Genomic DNA, 26443 nt, shown 5'->3' on the forward strand with positions numbered 1-26443 from the left:
TCGTCGGCCCGGCGGTTCTCCGTACGCCACCGGGGGCGCCCTTCGCGACGGAGGGCGCCCCCGATGACGTGGAGGGGTTTCTAGGGCACCCTGACCCACTGCGCCTTGCTGGGCGTCCCCTGGCCGTCGTCCACGAACAGCATGTACCAGCCCGACTGCACCAGGTTCCGGTTCTTCGGCACCGTCACCGTGATCCGGTCGCCGGAGGCCTTGAAGTCCAGGGCGATCGAGCGCTGGTCGACGTCCGTGACGTGGGTGGAGGCGCTCGGGCGGATCATCCGCACCTTCCTGACGGCCGACGCGTGCCGCGAGGTGAACGTCCCGGACGCGCCGCGCGCGATGGTCCGCGGGCCGCCCGCCAGGGAGGGCCGCGCGCCGCGGTACAGATAGGGCGGCGTGTAGATCTCGATGCGCTGCTCGAAGGTGCCCGGCTTGGTGTTGGCCTTGTCGCCGTAGAGCGAGTCGGAGCCGAAGAACATCACCCGGCCGTCGGGCAGCAGGATCGAGCCCGAGTGGTAGTTGCGGCCCACCAGCGGGTCGGCGACCCGCTTGAACGTGTTGGCCGCCGGGTCGTACAGACGCGCCTGGTGGATGTTGGAGTCGCCGCGGCCCCGGTAGTCCTCCGAGCCGCCGGAGACCAGCACCGAGTCGTCCGGCAGGATCGAGGACTGCGGGTAGCGGGTGCCCTTCTCCAGGGACGGCCCGTCCACGAAGCGCGGGTTCCTCGCCTTCAGGTCGATGACCCGCGTCCTGCGGCTGGACAGCCTGGACTCACCGACCCCGCCGCCGCCGATCACCAGGAACCGCTCGTCCTGCGCCGGAGGCAGCAGGACCGTGCCGGAGGTCTCCATCATGTTCGCGTCGCTGAGTCCGGGCAGCCTGGTGAACCGGTTGCTGGCCACGTCCCAGACGCCCGGCTCGCGGCCCACGCCGTCCGGACCGTAGCCCGCGTTGGAGCCCGAGTAGAACAGCTTGCCGTTCTGCAGCAGGAACAGCGCCGGGTAGGTCGGGAACTGACGGATCTTCGGCGTGTACGCCCACTTCCGGGTCGTCGGGTCGAAGATCTCGTTCTTGCCCGGGACGAGCTGCCCGATGTCGTCGAGGCCGGAGACGCTGAGGATCCGCCCGTCGCCCAGGGTGGTGAGCGTCGGGTACCAGCGGGCCTCGTTCATCGGGTCGACCTTGATGTACCTCTCGGCGACCGGGTCGAACTCGAAGGCGTCCCGGATCCCCTGGAAGTCCTTCTTGTCGAGGGCGAGCTTCTGCGCGATGCCGTAGGTGTTGCGGGCGTCCACGCCGGTCAGGCCCTGGATGCGGTAGTTGTCCTGGGTGCCGGTCTCGTACCGGCTGCCGCTGCGCTGCGCCTCGACGTAGATGCGGCCCAGGCCCGGGTCGTTGCGCAGGAACCTGCCGGTGCCCCGGTCGAAGACCTTCTTCGCGCGCGGCACCAGGACGGGGTCCTTGGAGACGAAGGTCCTGCCGTTCGCCTTGCCGGTGAACCGGGTGCCCGCGGGCAGCGTGATCGGCTTGTCCGGGTTCTCGTTGTGGACGATCATCAGGCCGCCCGCCTTGGTGACGTCGCCCTTCAGCTTCTCGTACCGCTTGGTGCCGCCTGCGATCAGGATGTTGCCGTTGGCGAGCTGGGTGTGGCCGGTGCAGAACAGGTCCTTCGGCGTGGGCACCTTCTTGACGGTGCCCTTGACCGGGTCCCAGATCCGGCTGTCGAACCTCTTGGCGTCGAAGTTGGCCTGGTTGTTGCCCGAGCCCGCGACCAGCAGGACCTTCCCGGTGTGCAGCAGCACGGCGTGGATGGTGTCCTGACGGTACTTCTTCGGGAACTCGACGATGTCCCAGTGGCCGTTGGCGGCCTTGTACTCGGGCTTGTTGATCACGTACTGGTGGTAGCGCTCCGTGCCGAAGCGGTACAGCCACGGCCCGTTCATCCCGGCCAGCGCGATGACCACCACCGCGCCGATCCCGAGCCGACGGGCGCGGCGGAGGCCGGCCTGGTCCCTCATTCCTCACGACCCCCCGGTCCACCCAGGGCGATCTGCATGGTCTGGCCGCCCTTACCCGTTTCTCCGGTCTCCCCGGCCGTCCCGTCCGCCGCGCTCCCGGCGTCCGGGGCGGCTGGGCCCGGCGGACCGTCCGGCCCGGCCCAGCTGGGCCGGGGCCGCGGAGGGTGCGCGGGGTGCGGCGACGCCGCGGCCGCCACGGAGGCCGGCGCTCCCGGCGCGGGCGGGTGCGCCGCGTACGCCGGCACGGCGTCCCGCGGCTCCGGCGCGGCGGCGGCCGCCGCGCGCCGGCGGCGTTCCTGCCGCAGCGTCCACCGCCAGGCGAAGATCGGGGACGCGGTGATCAGCAGGGCGAACGCGCCCCAGGTGATCATCGCCGGGTGGGAGTGCCCGAGGGCGAAGCCGGCGACGAGGGAGCCGCCGAAGACCAGGATGAAGAACCAGTGGACGCGGAACGTCCCGAAGAGGGTGTCGGGGCTGGCCGACTCGCCCTTCGGGGTCACCACGAACGTGCTCTTGCGGCGCAGCACGGCGTCCATCAGGGACCGGGCGTAGATCGGCGCCGACAGGGCCGACATCACCATGCCGGCCACTCCGCCGGAGCCCTCCGGCTCGTGCGGGGAGACGTTGTGCCGGCGGTTCCAGACGTACAGGCCGATCTGGAGCGCGGAGGCGTTGCCGTACAGCATCAGCCACACGGTCGGGTCGATGTTGACGCCGGAGGCGCCCAGGCCCAGGAACAGCGCGCAGCTCAGCGCGGCCAGGATCCAGTTGAGGGCCGACATCGGGTAGAAGATGATCATCATGGTGTAGTTGAAGAGCTTGCCGGGCGGCATCGAGCCGAAGCCCTTCCAGTACTGCTTGAGGATCGTCTCGTACGTCCCGCGCGACCAGCGCAGCTGCTGGGTGAAGAAGTCCGTCCAGGCGTTCGGGCCCTCACCGACCGCGAGCACGTCCGGGGTGTAGACCGACCGCCACTTGCGGCCGGTCGCCGGGTTCTTGGCGCGGTGCATCTCGAAGCCGGTGGCCATGTCCTCGGTGATCGAGTCGTACAGGCCGCCGATCTGCTTCAGCGCCCTGATGCGTACGGCGTTCGAGGTGCCGACGAACATCGGCGCGCCGTAGCGGTTGCCGGCGCGCTGGACGAGGGCGTGGAAGAGGAACTGCTGCGACTCGGCGGCCTTGGTGACGAACGTGTCGTAGTTGCCGTACACCTGCGGGCCGATGACGAAGCCGACGTCCGGGTCGCGGAAGTAGCCGAGCATCCGCTCCAGGTAGTTGGGCAGCGGGACGTGGTCGGTGTCGACGGAGGCGAAGAAGTCGTACGCGTCGCCGTGCGCCGCCAGCCAGGCGTTGTAGTTGCCGTGCTTGGTCCTGGCGCGGTGCGGCCCCTTGGGCTGGTTCCACCGTGCGACGCCCTTGCGGGAGAAGTGGTGGACGCCGAGCCGGGCGCAGACCTCCTTGACCTCCGGGTCGTCGCCCTCGTCGAGCAGCCAGACGTGCAGCAGGCCCCGGTGGCGCAGCCGTACGGCGGCCTCCAGGGTCCTGGTCACCATCTCCAGCGGTTCCTTGCCGGGCACGAAGGAGGTCAGGAAGGCGACCCGCGTGCCGGTCTCCGGGACCACCGGCACCGGGTCCCGGGCGACCAGTGTCGCGTGCGCGTTCGACAGTACGTTCATGCAGCGGAAGAACTCGATCAGGCCGATCGAGACCAGCATCACGGTGTCGAGCGCGGGCAGGAAGTCGTAGGCCGGGTAGTCCCGTTCGGTCCAGTGCTCCGGCTGCAGCAGCCAGCCCAGCAGGACCAGTGACAGCAGCGGGGCGGCGGCCAGCATCAGCGCCACCCGTATCCGGTGCGGTTCCTGCGAGATCAGCGATCGGTACCGCACCCGGTACGGCTTGTCCGGGTCGGGCTGGGTGAGGGGTCCTGCCAGGCGGCTGTAGTGCTCGTAGTCGTATCTCGGCAGGGTCCCCTTGATTCTCCGGAAGGTTCCGGTGGTGGTGCTCGTGGTGGCGCCCGCGGCGGTAGCGGAGCGCTGCGCGGGCGGCCTGGCGGTGGCCGCCGGTGAAGAAAGGTGAGTGTGTCCGGCGCCGGTCGGCGTCGACGTCATGAGTCATCCCCCCACACGCAAGGTCAGCGCGTGTTCGTTCGGTTGGTTCGCCTGCTTGAGGTCCCCCTGGACCGGCACAGGCCTCTGCGTGGTGGGCCGCAGGCACCACCCGTCCCTACCCCGTGGGCTGAGGACCGCGGCCATCCGGTTGCATGGCTGCCCCCCTCGGCAGCCATCGACGCACGGGGCCCCTTTTCCCCGTAGATCCGGCAACCGGCCCTTTACCCCCCAAGTGCCGCGCGAGGGCGGCAGCTCGGCGTCCAGGGTTCTACGGTGTCCAGCATGATCGCAAGATGCGAAACTCGGAGTTTACCGGTCATACGCGTGCATTGCGGCGCGAGAGGGTGACCTGTGAGCCGGTAGCGGACAGGCGGGCCCGGATGGTGCCGAAGTGGTCCCTCACCGCCTCCTCCGCCCGCAGGGAGTCGCCGGACCGGACCGCTTCGGGGCTCTCCCGGTGCTGCCCGCAGGTGACCCGCGGGTCCCCGGGCGCGTCCGCCGGATCCCGCTGGACCCGGTGGAACGCGTCCCGGAACGCCTCCAGGGCCTCGCTCTGCAGCACGTTGTCCAGGCCTCGGCAGAGGGTGGCGTGAAAGGCGCGGTCGGTCTCGGCGAGGTCCGCCCCGTCGGCGGCCTCCTGTTCCTTACGGGCGAGGAGCGACTCCGGTTCAACGAGGTGCGCCCCGGACAGCCGGGCGGCGAGCCGGGAGAGGAGTCCGGTCTCCATCGCCGCGCGCAGGTCCAGGAGTTGCCGCAGGGAGTCCTCGCCCCGGCGGTGCCCGGCCACCGTGCGGAAGGCGAGCCCCTCGGCCGTCGGGGCCGGCGACCTCGGGGAGGCCGGCCGGCGGTCGACGATCAGCTTCTTGATCCGCTCCTGGACGTCCCGCGCCGGCATGGCGGGAGGGTATCCGGCCGCCATAGGGGGAAGGCGGTGTTCCGGTCAAGCGGAGGGACGCGGAAACAGCGACGGCGAGCCGATCCGCGCTGTTTCGCGGACGTGGCTCGCCATCGTCGTCGTGCGCCGCCAGGGACTCGAACCCCGGACCCGCTGATTAAGAGTCAGCTGCTCTAACCAACTGAGCTAGCGGCGCCTGCTGACGTCGTTAACTCTACATGACGTGCGGAGGTGCTCCCGACCGGCCGTCCGGGCCTGGCGGCGGGCCCCGCCGGGGGTGGGCCCCGGGCGGCCCGCGTACGTCGTTCGGACCGCCGACATGCGCGTCCGGCGGGCGCTGGCGACACTGATCTGCGTACACCGTTCCGGACGTCTCACCCCGAGAGGTGAGGAGACGCGCACCCCGAGGAGACGCGCACCCCGTCGTACCCCCTGGCCGGCCGCACCCCGGCTCCGGCGCCCGCCCGGTGGGCGGCCCACTGTCCTGAACCGACCGGCGTGGAGGCTGGAGGCAGGTTTGAGTACGACGGCCACGTCCCCCACCCCCGACCCCGCGGAGCCCGGTGCGGGGACCGGACCCGTGGACGGACAGGGCGGCCGCCCCGCCCGGCTCATCCACACCGAGGTGACCACCGAGATCCCCGTCCACCTGCTGTTCCGGGACGAGGCCGCTCCGGCGCCGGTGCCGTCCGGGTCCGCGGTCGTGGCACGCCGGCCGGGAACGGGCGAGCAGCCCCGGCTGCGGCACCGGGCCGCCGGGGCCGTGCGGGTGGTGCCGGAGGTGGAGGCCGGTCTGGAGGAGCGCGCGGCGCGGGTGCTGCCGGGGGCGGTGGGGGTGGCCGCCGGGGGCGCCGGCACCGCGGGCTGTGTGCTCGCCTCCTGGTGGGGCGGGGCGCTGCCGTCACTCGTCGCCGGGGTGCCGCGGCTGCCGGACGTCGCGGGCGCCGGTCCGGGGCTGCCGCAGTGGGCCGCGTGCGCGGGGGCCGGGGCGCTCGGGCTGGCCGGCTTCGCCGGGCTGGCCCGGGGGTGTGCCGGGCGGGCCTGGGTGCTCGGCCTGTTCGGCCGCTACCGGGGGACGGTGCGGCGCACCGGGCTGCTGTGGGTCAACCCGCTGGCGTCGCGCCGCCGGGTGGACGTGCGGCTGCGGCACTGGCGCAGCGATCCGATGCCGGCCGCCGCCGCGGACGGCGTGGCGCTGCGCGTGGCGGTGCTCGTGGTGTGGCGGGTGCGGGACACCGCGCGGGCCGTGCTCGGGGTCGACGACCACGAGACGTATCTGCGGGCCTGTGTGGAGGTCGCCCTGGCCCGGGTCCCGGTGGAGCCACCGGGGGCGGGGCGGAATCCGGTGGAGGCGGCCGAGGGCGCGCTGACCCGGCTGGTGGCGCGGGAGACGGCACCGGTCGGCCTGGAGGTGTTCTCGGTGCGGCCGGCCCGGGTGGAGTGGGCGCCGGAGGCCGCCGGGGCGGTCCCGGAGAGCCCCCGCGAAGCAAGCCCGTGATTGGTATGGACATGTTCAACTACCGGCCATAATCTGGGACTTGGTCTAGACCTGCACGGCTCACCGAACCTCCCCCACGTTCTTCAGGAGCGGCAGCATGCGCACTCAGGCCACGTTGTACGCCGCCGTGCTGGGCCTCACGACCGCGGGAGCCCTCGTGCTCTCCACCGGCGGCGCCAGCAGCCACGGCTACACCGATCTTCCCGTCAGCCGGCAGAAGCTCTGCGCGAACGGCACCGTGCCGAACTGCGGCGACATCCAGTGGGAGCCGCAGAGCGTCGAGGGGCCCAAGGGCTTCCCGGCGTCCGGTCCGGCCGACGGCCGGCTCTGTTCCGGCGGCAACACCCGGTTCGCCCAGCTCGACAGCCCGCGGACCCCGTCGGGCGGCGCCTGGCCCGTCACCCGGGTCACCGGCGGGCAGAGCTACACCTTCCGCTGGCAGTTCACGGCCATGCACGCCACGACCGACTTCCGGTACTACGTCACCCGGCAGGGCTGGAACCAGGACCACGCCCTGACCCGCGCCGACCTCATCACCACACCGTTCCTCACGGTGCCCTACGGCGGTCAGCGCCCGCCCTCGACCCTCAGCCACAGCGGCACCCTGCCCTCCGGGCTCAGCGGCCACCACGTCATCCTCGCGGTCTGGACGATCGCCGACACGGGCAACGCGTTCTACTCCTGCTCCGACGTCACCTTCTGACCCTCCGCGGGCAGGCCGCGCGTGCACCGGTACGGCCGTACCGGTGCACGCGCGGTCCTGAACTCTGAGCCTCCCTTGAGCCGGCGGACGGGCCCGCCCGGGTAGGTTCCTGGCACGCCGACCGAACGGGGGGAGGCGGACCGACCACGGGGGATCTCCATGAACGCGCTGATGTTCGCCGTACCCGTCCTGATCGCGGGCGCGGCCCTGTTCCTGGCGTACCGCGTGGTGCGCCGCGCGATGCAGTTGCGGCGGGCCTGGAACAGCGGGCTCACGGCCGAGGGCCGCTGTCTGCGGATGTTCACGACGACGCACGGCGGAGCACACGACACCTCCGTCCGGACCGAGCTCCACCACGTCTACGAGTTCACCGCGCGGGACGGCCGCGTGGTCCGGTTCGAGGAGGAGGGCGGCCCCGCGACCGTCCTCGAGGGGGACGCCGTCACCGTCTACTACACGCAGGGCCGCGAGATCGCCGCCACGGCCCGGCGGCCGAGCCGGGGGAAGAACGCGGCCGCCACCCTCGGCACCCTCGCCTTCCTCGGCGCGGTCGTCGGCTTCTGCGTCGGCTTCATGGTCACGTACGCCGACACCTTCGGCGTGACGGGAGACGGCGGCTTCTGAGGCGGCCTACGCCGAAGGGCCCCTCGTGTGGACGAGGGGCCCTTCATCGGTGCGCCGCCAGGGACTCGAACCCCGGACCCGCTGATTAAGAGTCAGCTGCTCTAACCAACTGAGCTAGCGGCGCATGACTCCCGCCGTCCGCTTCCCGCGGCCGGCGACGAAGAAAATACTACCTGGTCCCCGGGGGTGCTCCTGACCAATTTCCCGGGGGCCGGTCCGGTCCGGCCCCGGCCCCCGGGAAATTCCGAGAAAGGGAGGTCACAGCACTAGATCGCCAGGGACAGCAGCACCGGCGCCGCGCTCCGGTTCAGCTGGTCCGCGGCCCGGCGCAGCCGGTGCGCGTGCTCGACGGGAAGCGACAGCGCCAGGCAGCCCACTGCGGAGCCGGCGGTGATCGGGACGGCCGCGCAGACCGTGCCGATCGCGTACTCCTGGAGGTCGAGGACCGGCACGGTGGGCGGCTGCGCCGCCAGCCGCGAGAGCAGCACCCTGTCGCTGGTGATGGTCCGCGAGGTCAGCCGGGCCGGCTTGTGCCGGGCGAGGTGGTCGCGCCGGGCGTTGTGGTCGAGCTGGGTCAGCAGGCTCTTGCCGACCGCGGTCGCGTGCGCCGAGTAGCGGAAGTCGACCCACTCGTGGACCGCCGGGGTGGTCGGCCCGTCGGCGTAATGGGTGACCTCGACCTCGCCGTCGATGTAGCGGCTGATGTAGACGGCCGCGCCCACCGTGTCGCGCAGCCGGTCGAGGTTCTGCTGGATCTTGTCGTGCAGGGCCTGGTCGCGGCCGCGCGCCGAGCCCAGGCGGGCCAGTGCGTTCCCGGTGACGTAGGCCCCGTCGCCACCCTGCTCCACGTACCCCTCGCGGCGCAGCATCCGCAACAGGGCGGTGAGCCGCTCGGGGCCGAGGCGGGTGGCGCGGGAGAGTTCTCCGCCGGTCACTCCGGCGGCGTGCTGGGCCACGGTCTCCAGGACGCGCAGGGCGTCCTGGGCCGAGTGGTACGGTGCGGTCGGCTCGTGCCTCAGCGCCACGGTTTCCCCCTGCGCTCGCTCAATGTGCCGTGATCTGGTCAGCGATCGCTTCCACGATAACGGGCAAACGCCCTGCGGGGAGCGGGGGTTGGCGAGATCGTGCCATTTTCAACTGTAGCGGTCGACACCCTGGCACATGCCATGGTCATGACCCGATGGGCCGACCTCGGGCAATGGATCGATCTCGCCCCTCCCGTCTTCGGATCGTCAGATCACGGCGCTGAGGAATTCCCGGGTCCGCTCCTGCTCCGGATCCCCGAAGATCTTCTCCGGCGGCCCCGACTCGACGACCCGGCCCGCGTCGAACATCAGGACCTGGTCCGAGATGTCCCGGGCGAACCCCATCTCGTGGGTCACGCAGAGCATCGTGATGTCGGTGGTGCGGGCGATGTTCCTGAGCACGTCCAGGACGCCCGCGACCAGCTCCGGGTCCAGCGCCGAGGTCACCTCGTCCAGCAGCAGCACCTGCGGCCGCATCGCCAGCGCACGGGCGATCGCCACCCGCTGCTGCTGGCCGCCGGAGAGCTGGGAGGGCCGGGCGTCGCACTTGTCGGAGAGGTCCACCATCTCGAGCAGCTCGCGGGCGCGCGCCTCGGCCTCGTCCCGGGACAGCCCGAGCACGGTGACGGGCGCCTCGGTGATGTTCCTGAGCACCGTCATGTTCGGGAAGAGGTTGAACTGCTGGAAGACCATGCCGATCTTCTTGCGCACCTCGCGGACCTGCTTCCCGGTGGCCGGGAAGAGCCGCTCCCCGTCGACCGTGATCGTGCCCTCGTCGGGCCGGGTCAGGGTCATCAGCATCCGCAGGATCGTCGTCTTGCCCGAGCCGGAAGGGCCGATGAGGGTGACGTGCTTGCCGGCGTCGACGGAGAAGTCGAGGCCGTCGAGGACGGTGTGGTCGCCGAACCGCTTGGTGACGTTCTCCAGCCGGATCAGTTCACCGGTGCGCGGGCCGGTTCCGGGGTGTTCGGTGTTCTTCGTGGCGTCAACGGACAAGACGTCGCTCCAGTGTTCGCAGGAGGAGGGAGGCCAGGTAGGACACGAGGATGAAGGCCACCCCGATCACGGTCAGGGGCTCGGTGAACTGGAAGTGCTGCTGCGAGAAGAGGCGCGCCCGCCCCAGCATCTCCAGCACGGTGATCACCATCAGCATCGGCGTGTCCTTGAGCATGGCGATGACGTAGTTCCCGAGGGCCGGGACCACCCGGCGGATCGCCTGCGGAAGGATCACCGCCGTCCAGGTCCGGCGCCGCGGCAGGTTCAGCGCCGTCGCCGCCTCCCACTGGCCGGCCGGCACCGCCTCGATGCCGGCCCGGTAGACCTGCATCGTGTACGTCGAGTAGTGCAGCCCGATCGCGAACACACCGGTGATCAGGGCCGAGAAGGTCAGCCCCCACTCGGGCAGCACGTAGAAGAGGAAGAACAGCTGCACCAGCAGCGGCGTGTCACGGACGAACTCCGTCACCGCCCCCACCGGCCAGCGCACCCACCGGGTCGGCGTCCGCATCAGGAGCGTCCACACCAGCCCCAGCGCGAAGGAGATCAGCGAGCCGAGCGCCACCGCCTGGAGGGTGACGAGCAGTCCGTCCCAGAAGTGCGGGAGGAAGTCGTGCACGGCGTTCCAGTCCCACTTCATGCCACACCACCGCCCGCGGCGCCCACGCCGGTCGTCTCGGCGCGCTTGGTCTCCCGCGGGGCCGCGGCGGTCGGTGCGCCCTTGCCGACCCCGGCCTTGAGCCGCTTCTCCAGCCCGCGCATCAGCCGGGTCAGCAGGAACGCGATCACGAAGTAGATCAGCAGCACATAGGTGTAGATCTGCGCGCTCTCCTGGAGCGCCAGCCGTACCAGGTTGCCGCTGAACGCCAGGTCGCCCATGCCCATGACGGACACCAGCGAGGTGCCCTTGAGCAGTTCGACCAGCAGGTTGGAGAAGGACGGGATCATCTCCGGCACCGCCTGCGGCAGCAGGATCAGCCGCATCCGCTGCCAGGGCGTGAAGCTGAGCGCGACACCGCCCTCCCGCTGCGCCGGGTCCACGGCGTTCAGCGCGCCGCGCACGATCTCCGAGCCGTACGCCCCGTACGTCAGGCCCAGCGCCAGGGTGCCCGCCCACAGCGGCACCAGCTGCCAGCCGAAGGCGAGCGGCAGCACGAAGAAGACCCAGAAGATCATCACGAGGGCCGACGTACCGCGGAACACCTCGGTGTAGAAGCCCGCGAGGAAGCGCACGAGCCGGCGCCGGTGGGTGCGGGCCATGCCGACCAGGAAGGAGACGGCGGCGGCCAGCAGCGCGCTGAGGACGAGGAGTTGGAGGGTGGTCCACGCACCCTTGAGGACGAGTTCCCAGAGCCCTGTGGTCATCCGCCGCACAGCTCCTTCATGGTCAGGTCCGTCATCTCGGCCCGGGTGAACCCGAAGGGCCGGAGGATCCGGAACAGCTCGCCGCTCCGCTTCAGCTTGCGCAGCTCCACGTTGAAGGCGTCCCGCAGCGCCGTCTCGGTCGGCCGGAAGGCGAAGGCGCCGCCGTCGACGTGCGGTTTGCCGCCGACCAGCGGCGCGAACTGTTTGGTCGCCTCGGCCTTGGCCGACTTCTTGACCACCTCGCGGACGGTCAGTGCCGTACCGGCGAACACGTCGACGCGGCCGGCCTCGACCGCGTTCAGGCCGGCCACTTGGTCGGGCACGATGAGGATGTCGCTCTCCTTGTACCCGGCCTCCACCGCGTACTGGATCTCCGCGTATCCGGTGCCGGTGGCGAACTTCGCCTTCTTCGCGACGATGTCCCGGTAGCTGTGCAGACCCTTGGGGTTGCCCTTGCGCACGATGAACGCGTCGAGCATCTGGTAGTCCGGATCGGCGAAGATCACCTGCTTGCACCGCTCGGGAGTGACGTACATCCCGGCGGCCACGACGTCGAACTGCTGGGAGTTCAGGCCCGGGATGAGCGAGCCGAACTCGGTCGGCACGGGCTGGACCCGGTCCACGCCGAGCCGCTTGAACACGACGCGCGCCAACTCCGGTGCCTCACCGGTGAGCCGGCCGTCGCGGTCGATGTATCCGAAGGGGATCTCGCCGGCGATGCCGAGCCGTACGACCCCCTGCGCTCTGAGTCTGTCGAGCAGGTCACCGCCCTTCGTGGTAGACGCCGTGGCCACCCGGCTGCATCCGGCGGCGCCCAGCGCGCCGAGCGCCGCGACCCCCGCGAGCAGCGACCGGCGGCTGGGCCCTGGTATCTGTCTGTCTTTACGGCCTGGAAGTGGTGGAGCCATGGGCGCGCGGCTACCCAAGGCGATACGAGTCATGCCGCCGCACCCTGTGGGGGTCCGGTGCCCGCCGTGTGGCGATCCGGTGCCCTGTCAGCAGGGGCGCTACGGCGCGCGGTTGGGCTCGGTCAGTGCCCGGGGACGTAGCCGAGCCGTTTGTCGACGACGTTCGGCAGCGCCCTGCCCGCCTGCCAGCGCTCGTACAACTCAACGAACTGTGCCCCGAGTTCGTCCCGCCAACCCACCGTGTCCCCACTCATGTGCGGGGACACGATCAGCCCCGGAAGCCGCCACAACGGGCTGTCGGGGCCGAGCGGTTCGTCCTGGAACACGTCCAGGGCGGCGCCCGCGATCCAGCGCCTGGCGAGAGCCTGTGCCAGCGCCTCCTCCACGACGAGCTGCCCCCGGCCGACGTTGACGAAGCGGGCCGAGGGCTGCATCACCCCGAACCGGCGGGCGTCGAACATGCCCCGGGTCCGCTCGGTCAGCGGCGCGGCCGCGACGACCCAGTCCGCGCGGGCGATCAGCCGGTCCAGGTCGTCGGGGCCGTGGATGCCGGTGCGCGGCACCCGGCCGACGATCGCGGTCGTCACGTCGAGCCCCCGCAGCGCGCGGGCGATCGCCCGGCCGATCGGCCCGGAACCGACGACGCACGCACGGGTCCCCGCCACCCGCTGCGCCTCGCGGTGCCGCCAGGTCCGCTCGCGCTGGAGGTCGAGGGTCCGCGGCAGATCCTTGGCCATGGCCAGCACGAGGGCCGCGACGTACTCGGCGATCGGCTGTTCGAAGACACCGCGCGCGTTCGTCACCACCGTGTCGTCGGCGGCGAGTTCGGGGCACATCAGATGGTCCACGCCCGCGCTCGCCGTGTGCACCCAGCGCGGCCGGGGGCCGCCGCCCGGCCAGGCCCGGCGCACCGCCGTCGAGGTGAAGTCCCACACCAGCAGCACGTCCGCCTCCGGCAGCCGCGCGGCGAGACCGGCCTCGTCCGTATGGACCACCCGGGCCCGGCCGGTCAGGCGGCCCAGCCGGGGCGGTGGATCGGCGTCGAGGACGAGCAGGACGGGGACGGTCATGGCGAGCCGTTTCTCCAAGGGGGGCAACCGTCTGACGTGCACGGATCGACCACGCTCGCACCCCGGTCCGGCGCCGTCAACACGGCCTCCGCCCGGACGGACCGGGTGGGGTGCCGTACGGGGGCCGGGGCGCGCATCCGTAGGGGGGCCGGGGGTGGACGGTGCCGTACGGGATTAGATGCGGTGCCCCGCCACGGCCGGCCCGCCTTCGGCCAACCCGGTCATGAGATGCGCGCCGCCGCGCCCACGGGGTACCCGAGCGATGAGGCCGCCACGGGCGCCGCGCCGGATGCGCGCCCGGCCCGCACGGCCGGACCCACGGCGGGAAGGCCGCCGCCCGGCCCGTACCGCCGGACCCACACAGGAAGGCTGGACATGACCGCACTCGGATTCCTCTACCCGGGCCACTTCGCCGAGGACGACTATCCGCGCATCGAGCAGCTCCTGGGCAGCGACATCCGGGTGGACGTGGTCCACACCGAAGCGGGCGAGGGCGCGCACCGGGTGGCCGCGCCGCGCGAGCCCGGGGCGGCCGAGCGGCTGGCCCAGGGCGTCGAGGGGCTGCGGCTGTCCGGCGCGGAGGCGGTGGTCTGGGCCTCCGCGAGCGGCAGCTTCGCCGACGGCTGGGAGGGCGCGCACGAGCAGGTCCGCGCGCTGGCCCACGCGGCCGGGATGCCGGCCTCCTGCACGTCCTTCGCCTTCGTCCACGCGGTACGCGAGATCGGCGCCCGGCGGGTCGCGGTGGCCGCCACCTACCCGGCCGGGGTGACCGGCCTCTTCACGGACTTCCTGCGCGCCGCGGACGTGGAGGTGGTCGCCGCGCACAGCGTCGGCCCCGTCGCCGCGGCCGAGGCGGCGACCTGGGGCGAGTCCGAGATCCTGGCGCTGGCGCGGGACGCGGACACCCCGGAGGCCGAGGCGGTCCTGCTGCCCGACTCCGCGCTGCACACCGCCTCGCACATCCCCGCCCTGGAGAAGGACCTCGGCAAGCCGGTCCTCACGGCCAGCCAGGTCACCGTCTGGGAGGCGCTGCGCCTGACCGACCGCCGGGTGAACGCCCCGACCCTGGGCGCCCTCTTCACCCGCGAACCGATCGTGCAGGTCTGACCGCCGGGGGCGGGGAGGTCCGGACGCCGGGCCGGGGCAGCCGCGACGGCCGGGGGCGGGGAGGTCCGGGCGCCGGGAACGGATGGGTTCGGCTGCCGGGAGGGGGCCGTCCGCGGGGAACGGGCAGGTCCGACGGCCGGGGCGGAACCCCGCCGGGAACAACCGGGGGCCGTCTCCTGTTGACGCCGGGCGTGACAGCGCACGGCCACGAAACAGGAGGCACCCCCGTGTCGGCAGACGAGATCCGCGGCGAGGCCCACGGCACCGCACCCGTACCCCTCTCCGTACTGGACCTGGTCACCGTGGGCGCGGGCCGCACCGCCTCCGACGCGCTGCGCACCAGCGTCGCGATCTCCCGCCTCGCGGAGTCCCGCGGCTACCACCGCTACTGGGTCGCCGAGCACCACTCCATGCCGGGCGTCGCCTCCTCCTCCCCGGCCGTGATCCTCGCCCACCTCGCCGCGCACACCGAGCGCATCCGCCTGGGCTCCGGCGGCGTCATGCTGCCCAACCACGCCCCGCTCGTCATCGCGGAGCAGTTCGGCACCCTGGAGGCCATGGCCCCCGGCCGCGTCGACCTCGGCCTCGGCCGCGCGCCCGGCACCGACGGCGCCACCGCCGCGGCCCTGCGCCGCACCGAACGCCTGAACGAGGGCGCCGACGACTTCCCCCAGCAGCTCGCCGAGCTCACCCGTTTCCTCGACGACGACTTCCCGGACGGGCACCCCTACGGCCGTATCCACGCCGTCCCCGGCCCGGTCCAGGCGACCTCCCCGGGCGGGGTCCAGTCGCCCCACCGCCCGCCGATCTGGCTGCTCGGCTCCTCAGGCTTCAGCGCCCGGCTGGCCGGCGTGCTCGGCCTGCCCTTCGCCTTCGCGCACCACTTCTCCGCGCAGAACACCGTCCCGGCCCTCGACCTCTACCGCGAGTCCTTCCGGCCGAGCGAGGTCCTCGACGCCCCCTACGCCCTCATCGGCGTGGCCGCCCTCGCCGCCGACGAGGAGCGGGAGGCCCGCCGGCAGGTGCTCGCCGCCGCGCTCAACATGGTCCGGCTGCGCTCCGGCCGCCCCGGTCTCGTGCCCACCCCGGAGGAGGCGGAGGCGTACGACTTCAGCCCGATGGAGCGGGAGTTCGTCACCTCCTGGAACGCCGACGTCGTCCACGGCACCCCCGACGAGGTCCGGGCCGGCCTGGACGACCTCCAGAAGCGCACCGGCGCCGACGAGCTGATGATCACGAGCAACGCGCACAGCGGCGACATACGCCTGCGCTCCTACGAACTCATCGCGGACGCCTACGGCCTGCCGGGCGGTCCCGGGTCCGCCTGACGGAACTCATGGTCCAGCGGTCCGGCAGAGCTCACGGTGTGATCAGCTCACGGCCTGGTGCAACCGACGGCCCGGACGTCCGCAGGCCCGGGCGGCCGTGCGGCGGCCGGTGGCTCACGGCCTGCGGCAGGCGCGTCCGTCCAGCAGGTCGGAGATACGATCCGCCGGCACCGGGCGGGAGTACAGCCAGCCCTGCCCGGTGTCGCAGCCGATGCGGCGCAGCCGGCTGGCCTGGTCGGACGTCTCCACGCACTCCGCGGTCACGGTCAGCCCCAGCCGGTGGGCGAGCTGGATCATCGCCTCGACGATCACCTCGTCGGCGGGGCTCGGCCGCGCCGCCGCGTCCCGCTCCGTGTGCTCGAAGCCCCGTACGAAGGCCCCGTCCAGCTTCAGCCCCGACACCGGGAGCCGGCTGAGGTAGGCGAGGTTGGAGTAGCCCGTGCCGAAGTCGTCGATGGCGATGCCCACGCCCATGTCGCTGAGCGCCTGCAGGACCTGGATCGGGCGGCCGGCCGAGCCCATCACCGCCGACTCGGTCAGCTCCAGTTGCAGCAGCCGGGGCTCCAGCCCGGTCTCCGCCAGGATCGCCGCCACGTCGGCGATCAGGTCGGAGTCCCAGACCTGGCGGACCGCCACGTTGACGCTGACGAAGATCGGCGGCTCGTCCGGGTGGTCCAGGTGCCAGCGGCGGGCCTGGCGGCAGGCGGTGGCCAGGATCCAGCGGCCGAGCGGCACGATCGCGCCCTCCTCCTCCGCCAGTCCGATGAACCGATTCGGCGTCAACATGCCGAATTCCGGGTGGTTCCACCGGACGAGGGCCTCGACCCCGCGCAGCCGTCCGTCCTCCATGCCGACCAGCGGCTGGTACTCCAGGGTGAACTCACCGCGCTCGATGGCCTGGCGGATCGTCGAGGCGAGGGCCTGGCGGGTCATCCGGTGCGCGTTGCGCTCGGGGTCGAACAGGGTCCAGCGCGCCTTGCCGTCCGCCTTGGCCCAGTACAGGGTCGTGTCGGCCGCCTGCATCAGCTCGGTCGCCGTCGTCCCGGCCGCGTGCCGCTCGACCACGCCGATGGACGCCGACACCGACAGCCGCCGGCCCGAGATCTCGAACGGCGCCTGGAGCGCCTTCAGCACCGACTCGGCCAGCCCGGCCAGTTGCTCGGTGCCGGTCGACTCCTCGACGAGCAGGGCGAACTCGTCGCCGCCGAGCCTGGCCACGAGGGGAGCGCTCGGGCGGCCGTACCCCGCCTCGTCCGCGCAGCGCGTCAGCCGCTCGGCGACGGCGGCGAGCAGCCGGTCGCCGACCCGGTGGCCGAGGGTGTCGTTGACCGCCTTGAACCCGTCGAGGTCGAGATAGCAGAGGCCGACCCGCCCGGTCGTGCTCTGCTCGTACGACTCCGCCCCCAGCGCGGCCGACAGGCGTTCGAAGAACAGGGTGCGGTTGGGCAGCCGGGTCACCGGGTCGTGCATCTGCAGGTGCCGCAGCCGGGCCTGGAGTTCGCGGCGGGCGGTGATGTCGGAGAGGGACAGCAGCACCCCCTCGGACTCGGGCGCCAGGGGCGCGGCCGTGACCTGGACCCACAGGGAGTGGCCGTCGGGGTGCTTGAGGCGGCGTGTGCAGCGCAGCCGCGCCTGGCGGCCGCGGAGCACCTCGCGGTACGCGTGCCAGGTACGGGCGTCGGAGGCCAGGTCCACCAGATCCGTGGCCACCTGCCCGGCGAGCGTGTCGGCCGTGACGCCGAGCAGGGAGCCCAGGGCGTCGTTCGCCACGACGACCAGCCCGTCGCGGTCGACGACGGCCAGGGGAACGGGCGCGAGACGGAAGGCGGGGCGGAAGGACACGGAAAAGGACGCGGAAGACGGCTCGGCCGGACCGTCCGACGCGGCCGAACGGGTCGGGTCGGACGGTGCGGCGGGCTCCGGCGGCGCGGGCGGTGCCAGGTCGGTCAGGCCGGGGAGCGGTTCGGCGAGCACGCCGGGGCCGGCCGGGGCGGACTGGGCCAGTTCGGTGAAAGCGGGCGAGGGTTGGGCCAAGTCGGTGAAGACGGCCGCCGCCGCGGCCTCGGCCAGGTCGGTGAGCGCGGGCGCGGGGGCGGCGGCGTCCGTGAGCCGCCCACCGGCGGCGGGCGCGACCGGCCCGGCACCCGGCGACTTCGCGATGTCACTCTCGGTGATGCTCGGCCGGGTGAGGCCTGCCGCGGGCGTGGGCCCTTCGGGCGTTCCGCTCACTGCTCGCTCCCGCAGTGCACTCGGTCTTCGAATCGGTCTCGTCGGGGTGACCGACCGGGTGACGATCGGCCGCTCGGTCCGTGTCCGCGCAGGAAGGTGCCACCAAAGTGTGCCGATCATAGATGCAGTCGCGCAGCCTCTTCCAGCCACTTGCCGGTCTCCGGTCACACCCCGAGCCTCTGACAGATCGTTTCTGCCCGCACCTGGCCGGGTTCTTCGGATGGCCGATCACTTGTGACGTTCCGTGAGTGGCTTGGGAGTGTCGCCTCCCGGGAACCGCCGTTTCCCGGGCCCCGAGGATCGGAGCCTTTCACTCTTCCGGTGTAGGCAAACAGGGCGTACGGCAACAAACTCACACAATCTGGGTGCGGTGTCCCCGCGCAACGCACCCGGAGGTCCCCGTGCCGCGTCAGCTCCCGTTGAAGGCACTCCACCGTGAGGCCCTCAAGGTGCTCGGACGTGCCGGGGTGCGGCCCCGACTGCGCAGTACGGCGGCCGTGTTCACCACCCTGTCGGCGGTCGCCGCGACCTCGATCCTGACCGGGCCGTCGGTCGCCGAGCCGTTCTCGGCCACCCCCTGCGCCCTGCAGCGGACCGACGCGCACCACTCGGAGGGGCTGGACACCTGGAACGCCGCCTACCCCCGTCCCGTCCGGCAGTTGAACGCCGTCATGGTGTTCCTGTCGTTCCCGGACTCGACCCCGCTGACCACCCCGGCCGAACTGGCCGCCGACCACTTCCCGGCCACCAGCCACTTTTTCGAACAGGCGTCGTACGGGAAGTTCACGCTGCGCCCGCACCCGCTGCGGCACTGGCTCCGGATGCCGCGGCCGTCCACGGCGTACGCGATGCACCGGGACTGGCAGGCCGCGGACCGGTCCGCCTACCTGAGCGACGCGCTGGCCGCGGCCGACCCGGAGGTCGACTTCTCCCGCTACGACGTCGTCTACTTCGTCGCCGACCCGGACGCGCCCGGCGTCGACTCGGACGCGACCAAGGTGGTCAACCTGGACACCCCGCTGCGGGCCGACGGAGTGGACATCCGCCGGGTGGTGACGGTGTTCGAGCGGCATCCGCCCGACCGGCTGGTGCTCGCGCACGAGACCGGCCATGTGTTCGATCTGCCGGATCTGTATCACCGGCCGGCCGACGGCAAGGGCGACTGGGACACCTACGTCGGGGACTGGGACCTGATGGGCAGCCAGTTCGCCGAGTCGCCGGACCTGTTCGCCTGGCACAAGTGGAAGCTCGGCTGGCTGGACGCCCGCCAGGTGGTGTGCGTGCGCGGGAGTGGGCCGACCCGGCTGACCCTGGAGCCGGTGGAGGTGGGACCGCGGGACGGGGGCGTGGCGGTGACGGCCGCGGCGGGAGCGGCGGCCAGGGGGGCCGGGTCGGCGGGCGCGACCGGGAGGCCGGGGTTCGGGACGGGGAACGGGACGAAGCTGGCGGTGGTGCGCACGGGCAGCGACAGCGTGCTGGCCTTCGAGGCGCGGGCCTCCCTCGGGAACGACGCGGGCGGCTGCCGACAGGGCGTGCTGGTGTACCGGGTGAGTGGCGGGGCGGAGTCGGGCGGGGGCCCGGTCCAGGTGGTCGACGCCCATCCCCACTCCGAGGCCTGCTGGGAGAACTCGGTCTACCCGCCCCTCGCGGACGCGCCGGTCGCGGAGGGGGAGACGTTCACCGTGCCGGGGGACGGCGTCCGTGTCGAGGTGGAGTCCCGCACGGCCTCCGGTTCGTACAACGTCAAGATCACCCCGGGGTGACACCGCTCCCGGGCGCGGGTGGCGAAGCCGGACAGACGGTCGTACGAAGGCCGTGCAAAGCCGGGGAAACAGCGATGGCGAGGCCGATCCGCGGTGTCCGCGAACATGCCTCGCCATCGTCGTCGTGCGCCGCCAGGGACTCGAACCCCGGACCCGCTGATTAAGAGTCAGCTGCTCTAACCAACTGAGCTAGCGGCGCCTGCTGACGTCGTAGACCTTAGCATCCTGATCGGCGGGAGGAAAAATCGATATGCGTACGGCGGACCGGGCCGCCCGCACCGCCGCCCAGAGCAGGATTTCCGGGCCCGGCAGCCAGGGACGACGGGTGTCCGGGGCGACGAGCCAGCGCGAGGCCGGGCGGCCCGCCGGGGCGTCGTCGGCGGGGCCCGCGTCGACCGCGGCATGGGGAACCGGGGTGCCGTTCGCCGCGGAGTGGTGGGCGGGGGTGCCGCCGGCCCGGACCGGGGCGGGTGCCGGAGCCGGGACGGTCACCGCGTCGCCGGTGCCGTGGCACAGCAGCGGCGGCACGTCTTCGACGCGGCCGCCCTCCCTCCCCCCGGACGCTCCCCACTCCTCCCACTCCAGCAGCGAGGGCAGCCGCTGGGCGGTGCCCGGCGCGGCGAACAGCAGCATCCGCCCCCGGTGGACGGCCACCGGGCCCGACCCCGGACCCTCGCCCCACAGCCGGTCCAGCATCCGGCGTCCGAAGGTCGCCGGTGCGTTGACCACGTCGAAGGAGGTGCCGCACGGCAGTACGACCGGGGCGTCCGGCCGCTCCCGCCAGAAGGCGAGCGTGCTGCGGGGATACGTTCCTGCCGAGGCCAGCCAGGCGGCACCGTCCGCGGTGACGCGCGTGGCCCCGCGGCGGCGGTCGTCGCACTGGACGAAGAACGGCTCGCTCCCGATACGGCTCATGCCGAATACATTTACCGGCGGTGACGGCCCGGTTCCCCAGGGTTGCGAAAAGCCGGGACAAGGAGGGTCGGCTGGGGGTATCGTCCGCGCCCGGCATATGCCAGAGCGGGACGCGGGGGTGGGACGCGCGGGCGACGTGCCCGGTCAGGCGCCGTGCGAAGGCGTCCCGCGGAGGCGTCGGGCGCTCCGGGTCACACGGGGTCGGCGGGGCTGGCGTGTCCGCCGCCCTCGGCACCCCGCAGCAGGTCGCGGCCGAAGTCCACCATCTTCTTGGCGTAGTCCTCGGTCCACTCCGCCCGCTCGGCGATGTCCGCCGGGGTGAGCCGGTCGAACCGGCGCGGGTCGGCGAGCTGCGCCGCAGCGATCGCCTGGAACTCCACCGCGCGGTCGGTCGCCGCCCGGAACGCGAGCGTCAGTTCCGTCGCCCGCGCGAGCAGCTCCCGGGGGTCGTCTATCGACTCCAGGTCGAAGAAGTGCTCGGGGTCGGCGGCCGCCTCGGCGGGCTCGAAGATCAGGGGCGCGGGGCGTAGCCGCGGCTCGTTGCGACGCGGCGTGGGCTCCGCCATGTCTTCTCCTCCTCGTACGGTTCGGGTGGCGCCGCCTTGTGGAAGGGCCACCGTCCATTGTCGCGCGGCTGCGCAAGGGGGCCGCTGCCACCGGCACGTGCGCCGGGCAGCGGCACGGCGTGGGCCGGGTCCGCCCCGGGTCTCAAGGCGTCCAGGCCACGCGATGTTCCCGCAGGTGGGCCAGTACCGCGTGGTTGGCCTCCCAGCCGTCGGGGAACTTCACCGTCACTCCCAGCTGCACCGGCTCGGTCGAGGGATGCTCGTCCAGCAGTTCGCTCACCCCCGCCCGGCACACCACGACGCAGGCGTGCCGGTGCCGGGACGCGAGCACGCACAGACGGCCGGTCTCCAGGTGGAAGGCGGTGGCGTCGGGACGGCCCGAGAGCGGGTGCAGGACCACCGTGACATCGAACTCCCGGCCCTGCAGCCGGTTCGCCGTGTCCACGGTGACGTCCGGGACGCCCAGCTCCGCCAGGGCCGCCCGCACGGCCGCCGCCTGGTCGCGGTGCGCGGTGCCGACGGCGATCCGGTCGGCGGTCAGCGGGGCGGGGTCCGGCGACCGCTCCGAGGCGGTCGCGCCGCCCCGGTCCAGCAGCCGCCGCACGACCGCGGCCACCGCCCGCACCGCCTCCGGGTCGGTGCGCGGGGTGTGCCGCGGGGGAAGCTCCAGCAGGCCCCAGCCGGAGGCGGCCGCCTCGTCGATCACGCGGTCGGGGCCGGAGCCGTCCGACGGCACCGCGAAGGCCAGCCGCCGGTCGCCGTGGCCGGTACCGCTGCGGAACGGCGTGTACGGGTAGAACGCGGCCGAGACCAGCGGCGCCGCGGAGGCCGGCAGCCGCCAGGACACCGGCAGCCGGTGCTGCGGCAGCTCGGGGTTGTGCGCGAGCAGCGTCGTCACGGCGGAGGCCGAGGGGTCGTACGACAGCCCCGCCCACTGCTCGCTGCCGACGATCGAGAACGGGTCGAGCTGCCCCGGGTCGCCCACGAAGAGCGCCCGCTCGAACAGCCCCGCCACGGCGAGCAGCGCGTCCGAGCGCATCTGGTAGGCCTCGTCCACGATCGCGTGCCGCCACGGCTCGTCGGTCTTCACGTGCGCCCACTTCGCGGCGGTCGACAGCACCACGTCCAGACCGGTGAGATCGGCGGCCTTCGCCGACTTCCGCACGTTCGGCAGGGCGTCCAGCGCCTTGTCGTAGGCGTCGGCGTCGCTGCTGTGCAGCCGTCCGACCGGCAGCTCGGGGTTCTTCTCCGCCAGCCGTGAGACCAGGTCGTCGACCTGGGCGTTGGTCTGCGCGACCACCATCAGCGGGCGCCCGGCGGCGGCCAGTTCCAGCGCCGCGCGCACCACGAGGGTGGACTTGCCGGCGCCGGGCGGGGAGTCCACGACGACGCCGCGGTGCGCGCCGTGCAGGGTGTCCTGGAGGATCGCCTCGGTGGCACGGGCGGCCGCCGCGCCGGGGTCCAAGGGGGTCTCCCGGGCGTGGGTGGTCACAGGGCGTCCTCCTCGGTCACCGGGTCGGCGGCTTCGGGCGCGGCGGCCTCGCCCGGCGGGCCGCCGTGGGTCCACGGGGTCTGCTCCGGGTCGGGCAGCTTCGCGCCGCCGCGCTGCTCGTGCTCGAAGAGCGTGAAGCAGAGGCGGTCGCCCTTCTCCGGCACGGACCCGGCCTCGGGCTCCTTGCCGCGGCCCATCTTGTCGAGGACGCGGAGGACGACCAGGGCGCCGCCGGTGGCGTCCGCCCCCGCGGCCCCCTCCGCGGCCTCCGCGCCGTCCGCCCCGTCGTCCGCGTACCCGACGAACTCGGCCGACTGCGGCTTGCCGCCCAGCGAGCGGTACACCCTGGCGCGCTCGCCCAGGTGCGGCCGGTCGTCCGTGCGCACGGTGACCAGGGGCCGCGGGCTCGGGCGCTTGCCCTCGCCGTACGCCATGACGACGTCCGTGACCTCGCCGGCGAACGCCTCCCCGGCCAGCCGGCGCCCGGCCATCACCAGCGGATCGTCCAGCGCCTCCTGCGCCTCCAGGCGGGCCTGCTCGCGCTCGCGGGTGGCGAGCTTGTTCGCCGCGGTGACGGCGTCGTCGTGGCGCGGCTGCGGGGGCTCCCCGGCGAGGACGCGGTCGCGGTGCCCGGTGAACGACCAGCGGTCGCGCGTCCACCGCTCCTCGACATGCGCCCCCTCGGGCAGCGCCCGCAGCAGGTCGAGCCCCTCCCACACCGCGTCCCAGGCCGGACGCGTACGGCTCTCGACGAGGGCGCGGATCTCGCGCTCGGCCGCGGTGAGGGCGCCGAGCCGGTCGTCCGCCTCCAGCCCGTCCTCGGCGGCGGCCAGGGCGGTGCGGGCACGGTCGTAGCGCTCGATGGCGGGGGCGAGCAGCTTGTTGTCGAACGCCGGGTCGGTGGCCGGGCCCGCGGGCGGGCACACCAACTGCCCGTCCGCGTCCCGCGCGAGCTCCGCCCGCAGCGCGGCCTCCGCCCCCGATGCGCCCTCCGGCGGGGCGATCCAGGCCAGCAGGGCTCCGAGGTGCTGGTCCTCCAGGCTGGACTGGCCGGTGATCCAGTGCTTGGCCAGGACGTCGCTCAGCGCCAGCAGCAGCGAGGAGCCGGGCACCCGGGCCCGCTCGCCGAAGTGGGTCAGCCACCGCCCGAGCAGCGGCACCCGGGGCGGGGCCGGATGCGGCGCCTCCGGCTCCTGCTCTGCGGTGCGCCGAAAGCGCATCGAACGCCCGAGCAGCCGTACGAAGTCGATGCCCGCTCGGCTCGGCACGATCAACTGGGGCGCATCAGAGCACAGTTCGACCTCGACCTTGACCCGCTTGCCGGTCTCCGGGTCGGTCTCGCTGCGCTCGGCGGCCTCGACCGTCCCGGCGTACGCGTCGATGTACGGCAGGACCACGTCCGCCAGTTCGGCGAGGAACGCGAACCTCAGGTCGCGGTCGCGCGGCTGCGGCACGGCCAGCAGCCGCGGCGCCGCGCGGTCCGTGCCGACCAGCGCCCCGAGCGGTGCACCCGCCTCACCGGCGGTGGTCAGCGGCACGAACACCAGCGGGCGCGCGGACAGATGCCGGTGCCGGACCGTCGCGGCGGGCTGGGCGCGCCCGGACCGCACGGCCTCCAGCCGGCCGAGGGTGGAGATCAGCGACACGGGGCCACCTCCCGGCCGCCGGCGCGGGACGGATCGTCCCCGGCGGTGCCCGGCGGGCGGTGTCCGGCGGTCGCGAGCGCCTCCGCGCGCAGGGCGGCCGCCCGGCGCAGCGCCGCGACCGCCGGGTCGTCCGGGTCGCCCGCTTCACCGTGGGCCGCCGCCAGGACGTCGTCGACCGTGGTCAGGCCGCCCAGTTCGGCGCGGACCGAGCGGCCCAGGGAGGTCACCGCGCCGGCATCGCGGGACCGTGCGCGGCAGTGGAAGGCGAGCTCGCAGGCGGCCAGGCACTCGGGCGCGTACGCCGCCGGGACCGCCTCGACCGCGGCCGTGAGCTCGTCGCTCGGCAACTCGGGGGAGAAGCAGATCCCTTCGGGAAGCGCGTCGGCGATGTCCTCGACGCGCGTCAGCCGCGCCAGCTGGCGGGCCGTCACCGCGCGCTGCTTGCGGACGTCGACGGCGGAGGCGGTGGGCAGGTTGGAGAAGTCCTTGGGGCACACCAGCAGCACCTCGTGCCGCACGGGCGGGGCCGGGTCGAGCCGGGCGGCGACGTCCTCCAGCGCCAGCACGTACACCGCCGACTGCCGGGCGGCCGCGCCCACCTTCGCCGGGTCCGCGGAACCGTCCAGCATCGGGAAGGACTTGATCTCCACGACCGTCCAGCCGCCGTCCGGGTGCACCACCACCGCGTCCGGCTCCAGGAAGGCGGGGGAGCCCGCCACGTCCAGCGCGAGCATCGGGTGGTCGAGCAGCGTCCACGCGCCGGTGCCCGTGCGGGTGCCCGTGCCGGTCGCCTCGCGCAGCGCCAGTGCCGTACGCGCCGCGCGTCCCTCGGGACCGGCGGCTGTCAGGTCGGGCACCTGGGCCCGCACCGGCGGTTCGGCGCCCGGGTCCAGCGTCCGGTGCACGAGCCGCAGCAGCTCCGCGCCGCCGTCCGCCTTGACCCGCGCCTCGAACGCGTTGCCCCGCATGAAGGCGAACTGGGACTGCCCGAAGCCGGAGGCCGTGCCGAGCGCGCCGGCCAGCGCCGCCTTGTCCACCCCCGCGCCGTCCAGGATCGCGCGCCGTCTGCAGCCCGGGTTCGCGGCGAGCGCCGCGAGGGCACGGGCGTCCAGCGCCCTGGCCGGTACGCCGGGGCCGCGCAGTTCAGCGAGCCGGTGCCGGAGCGCCGTCCCCCGCGTCCGTGGGGGAGGCACCCGGCTGGGCTCCGGGGCCGAACCGCGACTCGCGCTGCCGTGGAATTCGCTCACCCGGGGAAGTCTGGCATCCGCCACTGACAATCGGGGAACCCGCGACGGGAGCGGCGCCCGCGACGGCCGTGACCGGGGCCGCCGGCATCGCCGCGCGGACCCGGTCCGCGGCGCGCAGCACGTACGGCGCCAGCAGCAGCCCGGCGCCCATCACGGCCACGCCCGCGACCGCGTCCAGGAAGTAGTGGTTCGCGGTGCCCATCACCACGAGCGCGGTCAGCAGGGGATAGGCGACGCCCGCCGCCTTCGCCGTCCGCGTGCCGCCGTGGCGCCACAGCATCACCCCGCACCACAGCGCCCAGCCCACGTGCAGGCTCGGCATCGCCGCGTACTGGTTCGTCATGCCGCCCAGGCCCCGCGGGGCGCTGGCCTGGGCGCCCCACCAGCCGTACGAGCTGTACTGGGCCATCGTGTCCACGAAGCCGTGGCCCGGCGAGAGCAGGCGGGGCGGGCAGGTCGGCACCAGGGTGAAGCCGATCAGCCCGATGAAGGTGGACGTCATCAGCCAGGTGCGGGCCGTGCGGTACAACCCGGGGCGCGTCCTGAACAGCCACACCAGGAGCGCGGGCGTGACCAGGTAGTGCAGCGACGCGTACCAGAAGTCGGCCGGGACGCCGAGCCAGGGCTCGCGCGTGAACAGGCGGTTGAGCGGGTGCTCGGCGTCGAGGTGCAGCAGCTTCTCGGCGCGCAGGATCGCCAGGCCGTGGCCGACGGCGGAGGAGACGTCGCCGCGGGCGAGGAGCCGCCCCGCCGAGTAGCACCCGTACACCAGCACGATCAGCGGCAGCTCGGTCCACCAGCGCAGCCGGATCCGCGGGGCCGTCCCGGTGCCCGGTGCCTCGGTCTGAAGCATCCGATGCCCCTCCCCCTGATCGATGTGATCGATGTCCCCCGCCGCCCGGTACGGCCCGGCCGGACGTGTCACTTTACGGTGTATGCG

Annotated in this window: 22 protein-coding genes and 3 tRNA genes; 6 read left to right on the plus strand and 19 right to left on the minus strand. The window is 73.2% G+C overall.

Annotated elements, in window-relative coordinates; all coding sequences use genetic code 11:
- Window positions 1-80 precede the first annotated feature (80 nt).
- From ACIPM1_RS18835 to ACIPM1_RS18850, 4 genes are all read right to left on the minus strand, one after another.
- Window positions 81-2018, minus strand: a complete 1938-nt coding sequence (locus tag ACIPM1_RS18835) for a galactose oxidase-like domain-containing protein (RefSeq protein ID WP_402435800.1) — start codon at window positions 2016-2018, stop codon at window positions 81-83.
- A complete protein-coding gene (locus tag ACIPM1_RS18840) occupies window positions 2015-4126 on the minus strand; it encodes a glycosyltransferase (RefSeq protein WP_402435803.1) in 2112 nt (703 codons plus the stop codon). The genes ACIPM1_RS18835 and ACIPM1_RS18840 overlap by 4 nt, the downstream gene beginning before the upstream one ends.
- A gap of 316 nt (window positions 4127-4442) precedes the next feature.
- Window positions 4443-5021 carry a FadR/GntR family transcriptional regulator gene (locus ACIPM1_RS18845; RefSeq protein WP_402435806.1) on the minus strand — a complete coding sequence of 193 codons (579 nt, stop codon included), beginning with the start codon at window positions 5019-5021 and terminating at the stop codon, window positions 4443-4445.
- Between the two features lie 122 nt (window positions 5022-5143).
- Window positions 5144-5217 (minus strand) — tRNA-Lys (locus tag ACIPM1_RS18850).
- 321 nt (window positions 5218-5538) lie between these two features.
- Between ACIPM1_RS18850 and ACIPM1_RS18855 the strand changes: the two genes are divergently transcribed.
- From ACIPM1_RS18855 to ACIPM1_RS18865, 3 genes are all read left to right on the plus strand, one after another.
- Complete coding sequence (locus tag ACIPM1_RS18855) at window positions 5539-6519, plus strand: SPFH domain-containing protein (RefSeq protein ID WP_402435810.1); 981 nt, start codon at window positions 5539-5541, stop codon at window positions 6517-6519.
- A gap of 97 nt (window positions 6520-6616) precedes the next feature.
- The gene (locus tag ACIPM1_RS18860) at window positions 6617-7222 is read left to right on the plus strand and encodes a lytic polysaccharide monooxygenase (protein WP_402435813.1); all 606 of its coding nucleotides are present in this window, start codon (window positions 6617-6619) and stop codon (window positions 7220-7222) included.
- Window positions 7223-7381: 159 nt separating this feature from the next.
- The gene (locus ACIPM1_RS18865) at window positions 7382-7846 is read left to right on the plus strand and encodes a DUF3592 domain-containing protein (protein WP_402435816.1); all 465 of its coding nucleotides are present in this window, start codon (window positions 7382-7384) and stop codon (window positions 7844-7846) included.
- A 50-nt stretch (window positions 7847-7896) separates the two neighbouring features.
- Here the strand turns inward: ACIPM1_RS18865 and ACIPM1_RS18870 are convergent.
- The 7 genes from ACIPM1_RS18870 to ACIPM1_RS18900 all read right to left on the minus strand — a co-directional run bounded on the left by ACIPM1_RS18870 (window position 7897) and on the right by ACIPM1_RS18900 (window position 13210).
- Window positions 7897-7970, minus strand: a tRNA-Lys gene (locus ACIPM1_RS18870).
- A 142-nt stretch (window positions 7971-8112) separates the two neighbouring features.
- Window positions 8113-8871, minus strand: a complete 759-nt coding sequence (locus tag ACIPM1_RS18875; protein WP_402435819.1) for an IclR family transcriptional regulator — start codon at window positions 8869-8871, stop codon at window positions 8113-8115.
- Between the two features lie 207 nt (window positions 8872-9078).
- Entirely contained in the window at window positions 9079-9867 is a 789-nt protein-coding gene (gene ehuA, locus ACIPM1_RS18880; protein ID WP_356193100.1) for an ectoine/hydroxyectoine ABC transporter ATP-binding protein EhuA, read from the minus strand.
- Window positions 9857-10507 carry an ectoine/hydroxyectoine ABC transporter permease subunit EhuD gene (ehuD, locus tag ACIPM1_RS18885; RefSeq protein ID WP_402435823.1) on the minus strand — a complete coding sequence of 217 codons (651 nt, stop codon included), beginning with the start codon at window positions 10505-10507 and terminating at the stop codon, window positions 9857-9859. Before ehuD ends, ehuA begins: the two co-directional genes overlap by 11 nt.
- On the minus strand, window positions 10504-11232 hold the full coding sequence (ehuC, locus tag ACIPM1_RS18890) for an ectoine/hydroxyectoine ABC transporter permease subunit EhuC (protein ID WP_402435826.1): 729 nt from the start codon (window positions 11230-11232) through the stop codon (window positions 10504-10506). The genes ehuD and ehuC overlap by 4 nt, the downstream gene beginning before the upstream one ends.
- On the minus strand, window positions 11229-12140 hold the full coding sequence (gene ehuB, locus ACIPM1_RS18895; protein WP_356193107.1) for an ectoine/hydroxyectoine ABC transporter substrate-binding protein EhuB: 912 nt from the start codon (window positions 12138-12140) through the stop codon (window positions 11229-11231). Before ehuB ends, ehuC begins: the two co-directional genes overlap by 4 nt.
- 122 nt (window positions 12141-12262) lie before the next feature.
- The gene (locus tag ACIPM1_RS18900) at window positions 12263-13210 is read right to left on the minus strand and encodes a D-2-hydroxyacid dehydrogenase (protein ID WP_402435830.1); all 948 of its coding nucleotides are present in this window, start codon (window positions 13208-13210) and stop codon (window positions 12263-12265) included.
- A 375-nt stretch (window positions 13211-13585) separates the two neighbouring features.
- Here ACIPM1_RS18900 and ACIPM1_RS18905 point away from each other — a divergent pair, with 375 nt between their 5' ends.
- Both ACIPM1_RS18905 and ACIPM1_RS18910 read left to right on the plus strand, forming a co-directional pair.
- Window positions 13586-14317: a decarboxylase gene (locus tag ACIPM1_RS18905; protein ID WP_402435833.1), complete on the plus strand. Its 732-nt coding sequence runs from the start codon at window positions 13586-13588 to the stop codon at window positions 14315-14317.
- A 227-nt stretch (window positions 14318-14544) separates the two neighbouring features.
- Complete coding sequence (locus ACIPM1_RS18910) at window positions 14545-15645, plus strand: LLM class flavin-dependent oxidoreductase (RefSeq protein ID WP_402435836.1); 1101 nt, start codon at window positions 14545-14547, stop codon at window positions 15643-15645.
- Between the two features lie 114 nt (window positions 15646-15759).
- On the opposite strand, the gene ACIPM1_RS18915 is transcribed toward ACIPM1_RS18910, so the two are convergent.
- A complete protein-coding gene (locus ACIPM1_RS18915; RefSeq protein WP_402435839.1) occupies window positions 15760-17874 on the minus strand; it encodes a putative bifunctional diguanylate cyclase/phosphodiesterase in 2115 nt (704 codons plus the stop codon).
- Window positions 17875-18275: 401 nt separating this feature from the next.
- Between ACIPM1_RS18915 and ACIPM1_RS18920 the strand changes: the two genes are divergently transcribed.
- Window positions 18276-19637, plus strand: coding sequence for a M6 family metalloprotease domain-containing protein (locus ACIPM1_RS18920; protein WP_402435842.1), 1362 nt, complete (start codon window positions 18276-18278; stop codon window positions 19635-19637).
- Between the two features lie 125 nt (window positions 19638-19762).
- Here ACIPM1_RS18920 and ACIPM1_RS18925 read toward each other — a convergent pair.
- The 7 genes from ACIPM1_RS18925 to ACIPM1_RS18955 form a co-directional block, all read right to left on the minus strand.
- Window positions 19763-19836 (minus strand) — tRNA-Lys (locus ACIPM1_RS18925).
- On the minus strand, window positions 19827-20552 hold the full coding sequence (locus tag ACIPM1_RS18930) for a bifunctional DNA primase/polymerase (protein ID WP_402435845.1): 726 nt from the start codon (window positions 20550-20552) through the stop codon (window positions 19827-19829). The genes ACIPM1_RS18925 and ACIPM1_RS18930 overlap by 10 nt, the downstream gene beginning before the upstream one ends.
- Window positions 20553-20743: 191 nt before the next feature.
- The gene (locus ACIPM1_RS18935; protein ID WP_356193125.1) at window positions 20744-21118 is read right to left on the minus strand and encodes a hypothetical protein; all 375 of its coding nucleotides are present in this window, start codon (window positions 21116-21118) and stop codon (window positions 20744-20746) included.
- Window positions 21119-21260: 142 nt separating this feature from the next.
- Entirely contained in the window at window positions 21261-22610 is a 1350-nt protein-coding gene (locus ACIPM1_RS18940; protein WP_402435848.1) for an AAA domain-containing protein, read from the minus strand.
- Window positions 22607-24256 (minus strand): hypothetical protein, encoded by a 1650-nt coding sequence (locus tag ACIPM1_RS18945; RefSeq protein WP_402435851.1) that lies wholly within the window; start codon window positions 24254-24256, stop codon window positions 22607-22609. Before ACIPM1_RS18945 ends, ACIPM1_RS18940 begins: the two co-directional genes overlap by 4 nt.
- Complete coding sequence (locus tag ACIPM1_RS18950) at window positions 24247-25449, minus strand: hypothetical protein (RefSeq protein ID WP_402435854.1); 1203 nt, start codon at window positions 25447-25449, stop codon at window positions 24247-24249. Before ACIPM1_RS18950 ends, ACIPM1_RS18945 begins: the two co-directional genes overlap by 10 nt.
- Entirely contained in the window at window positions 25400-26356 is a 957-nt protein-coding gene (locus ACIPM1_RS18955; protein ID WP_402435857.1) for a phosphatase PAP2 family protein, read from the minus strand. Before ACIPM1_RS18955 ends, ACIPM1_RS18950 begins: the two co-directional genes overlap by 50 nt.
- Window positions 26357-26443 lie beyond the last annotated feature (87 nt).

This window comes from Streptomyces sp. NPDC086766 (genome assembly GCF_044746005.1).
Taxonomy (GTDB): Bacteria; Actinomycetota; Actinomycetes; order Streptomycetales; family Streptomycetaceae; genus Streptomyces.

Excerpts from the sequence above, each read along its gene's own strand:
- ACIPM1_RS18930 (WP_402435845.1), bottom strand. The coding sequence starts at position 20,552 with ATGAGCCGTATCGGGAGCGAGCCGTTCTTCGTCCAGTGCGACGACCGC.
- ACIPM1_RS18905 (WP_402435833.1), top strand. The coding sequence starts at position 13,586 with ATGACCGCACTCGGATTCCTCTACCCGGGCCACTTCGCCGAGGACGAC.
- ehuC (WP_402435826.1), bottom strand. The coding sequence starts at position 11,232 with ATGACCACAGGGCTCTGGGAACTCGTCCTCAAGGGTGCGTGGACCACC.
- ACIPM1_RS18935 (WP_356193125.1), bottom strand. The coding sequence starts at position 21,118 with ATGGCGGAGCCCACGCCGCGTCGCAACGAGCCGCGGCTACGCCCCGCG.
- ACIPM1_RS18955 (WP_402435857.1), bottom strand. The coding sequence starts at position 26,356 with ATGCTTCAGACCGAGGCACCGGGCACCGGGACGGCCCCGCGGATCCGG.
- ACIPM1_RS18835 (WP_402435800.1), bottom strand. The coding sequence starts at position 2,018 with ATGAGGGACCAGGCCGGCCTCCGCCGCGCCCGTCGGCTCGGGATCGGC.
- ACIPM1_RS18845 (WP_402435806.1), bottom strand. The coding sequence starts at position 5,021 with ATGCCGGCGCGGGACGTCCAGGAGCGGATCAAGAAGCTGATCGTCGAC.
- ehuB (WP_356193107.1), bottom strand. The coding sequence starts at position 12,140 with ATGGCTCCACCACTTCCAGGCCGTAAAGACAGACAGATACCAGGGCCC.
- ACIPM1_RS18840 (WP_402435803.1), bottom strand. The coding sequence starts at position 4,126 with ATGACGTCGACGCCGACCGGCGCCGGACACACTCACCTTTCTTCACCG.
- ACIPM1_RS18860 (WP_402435813.1), top strand. The coding sequence starts at position 6,617 with ATGCGCACTCAGGCCACGTTGTACGCCGCCGTGCTGGGCCTCACGACC.
- ACIPM1_RS18900 (WP_402435830.1), bottom strand. The coding sequence starts at position 13,210 with ATGACCGTCCCCGTCCTGCTCGTCCTCGACGCCGATCCACCGCCCCGG.
- ACIPM1_RS18865 (WP_402435816.1), top strand. The coding sequence starts at position 7,382 with ATGAACGCGCTGATGTTCGCCGTACCCGTCCTGATCGCGGGCGCGGCC.
- ehuD (WP_402435823.1), bottom strand. The coding sequence starts at position 10,507 with ATGAAGTGGGACTGGAACGCCGTGCACGACTTCCTCCCGCACTTCTGG.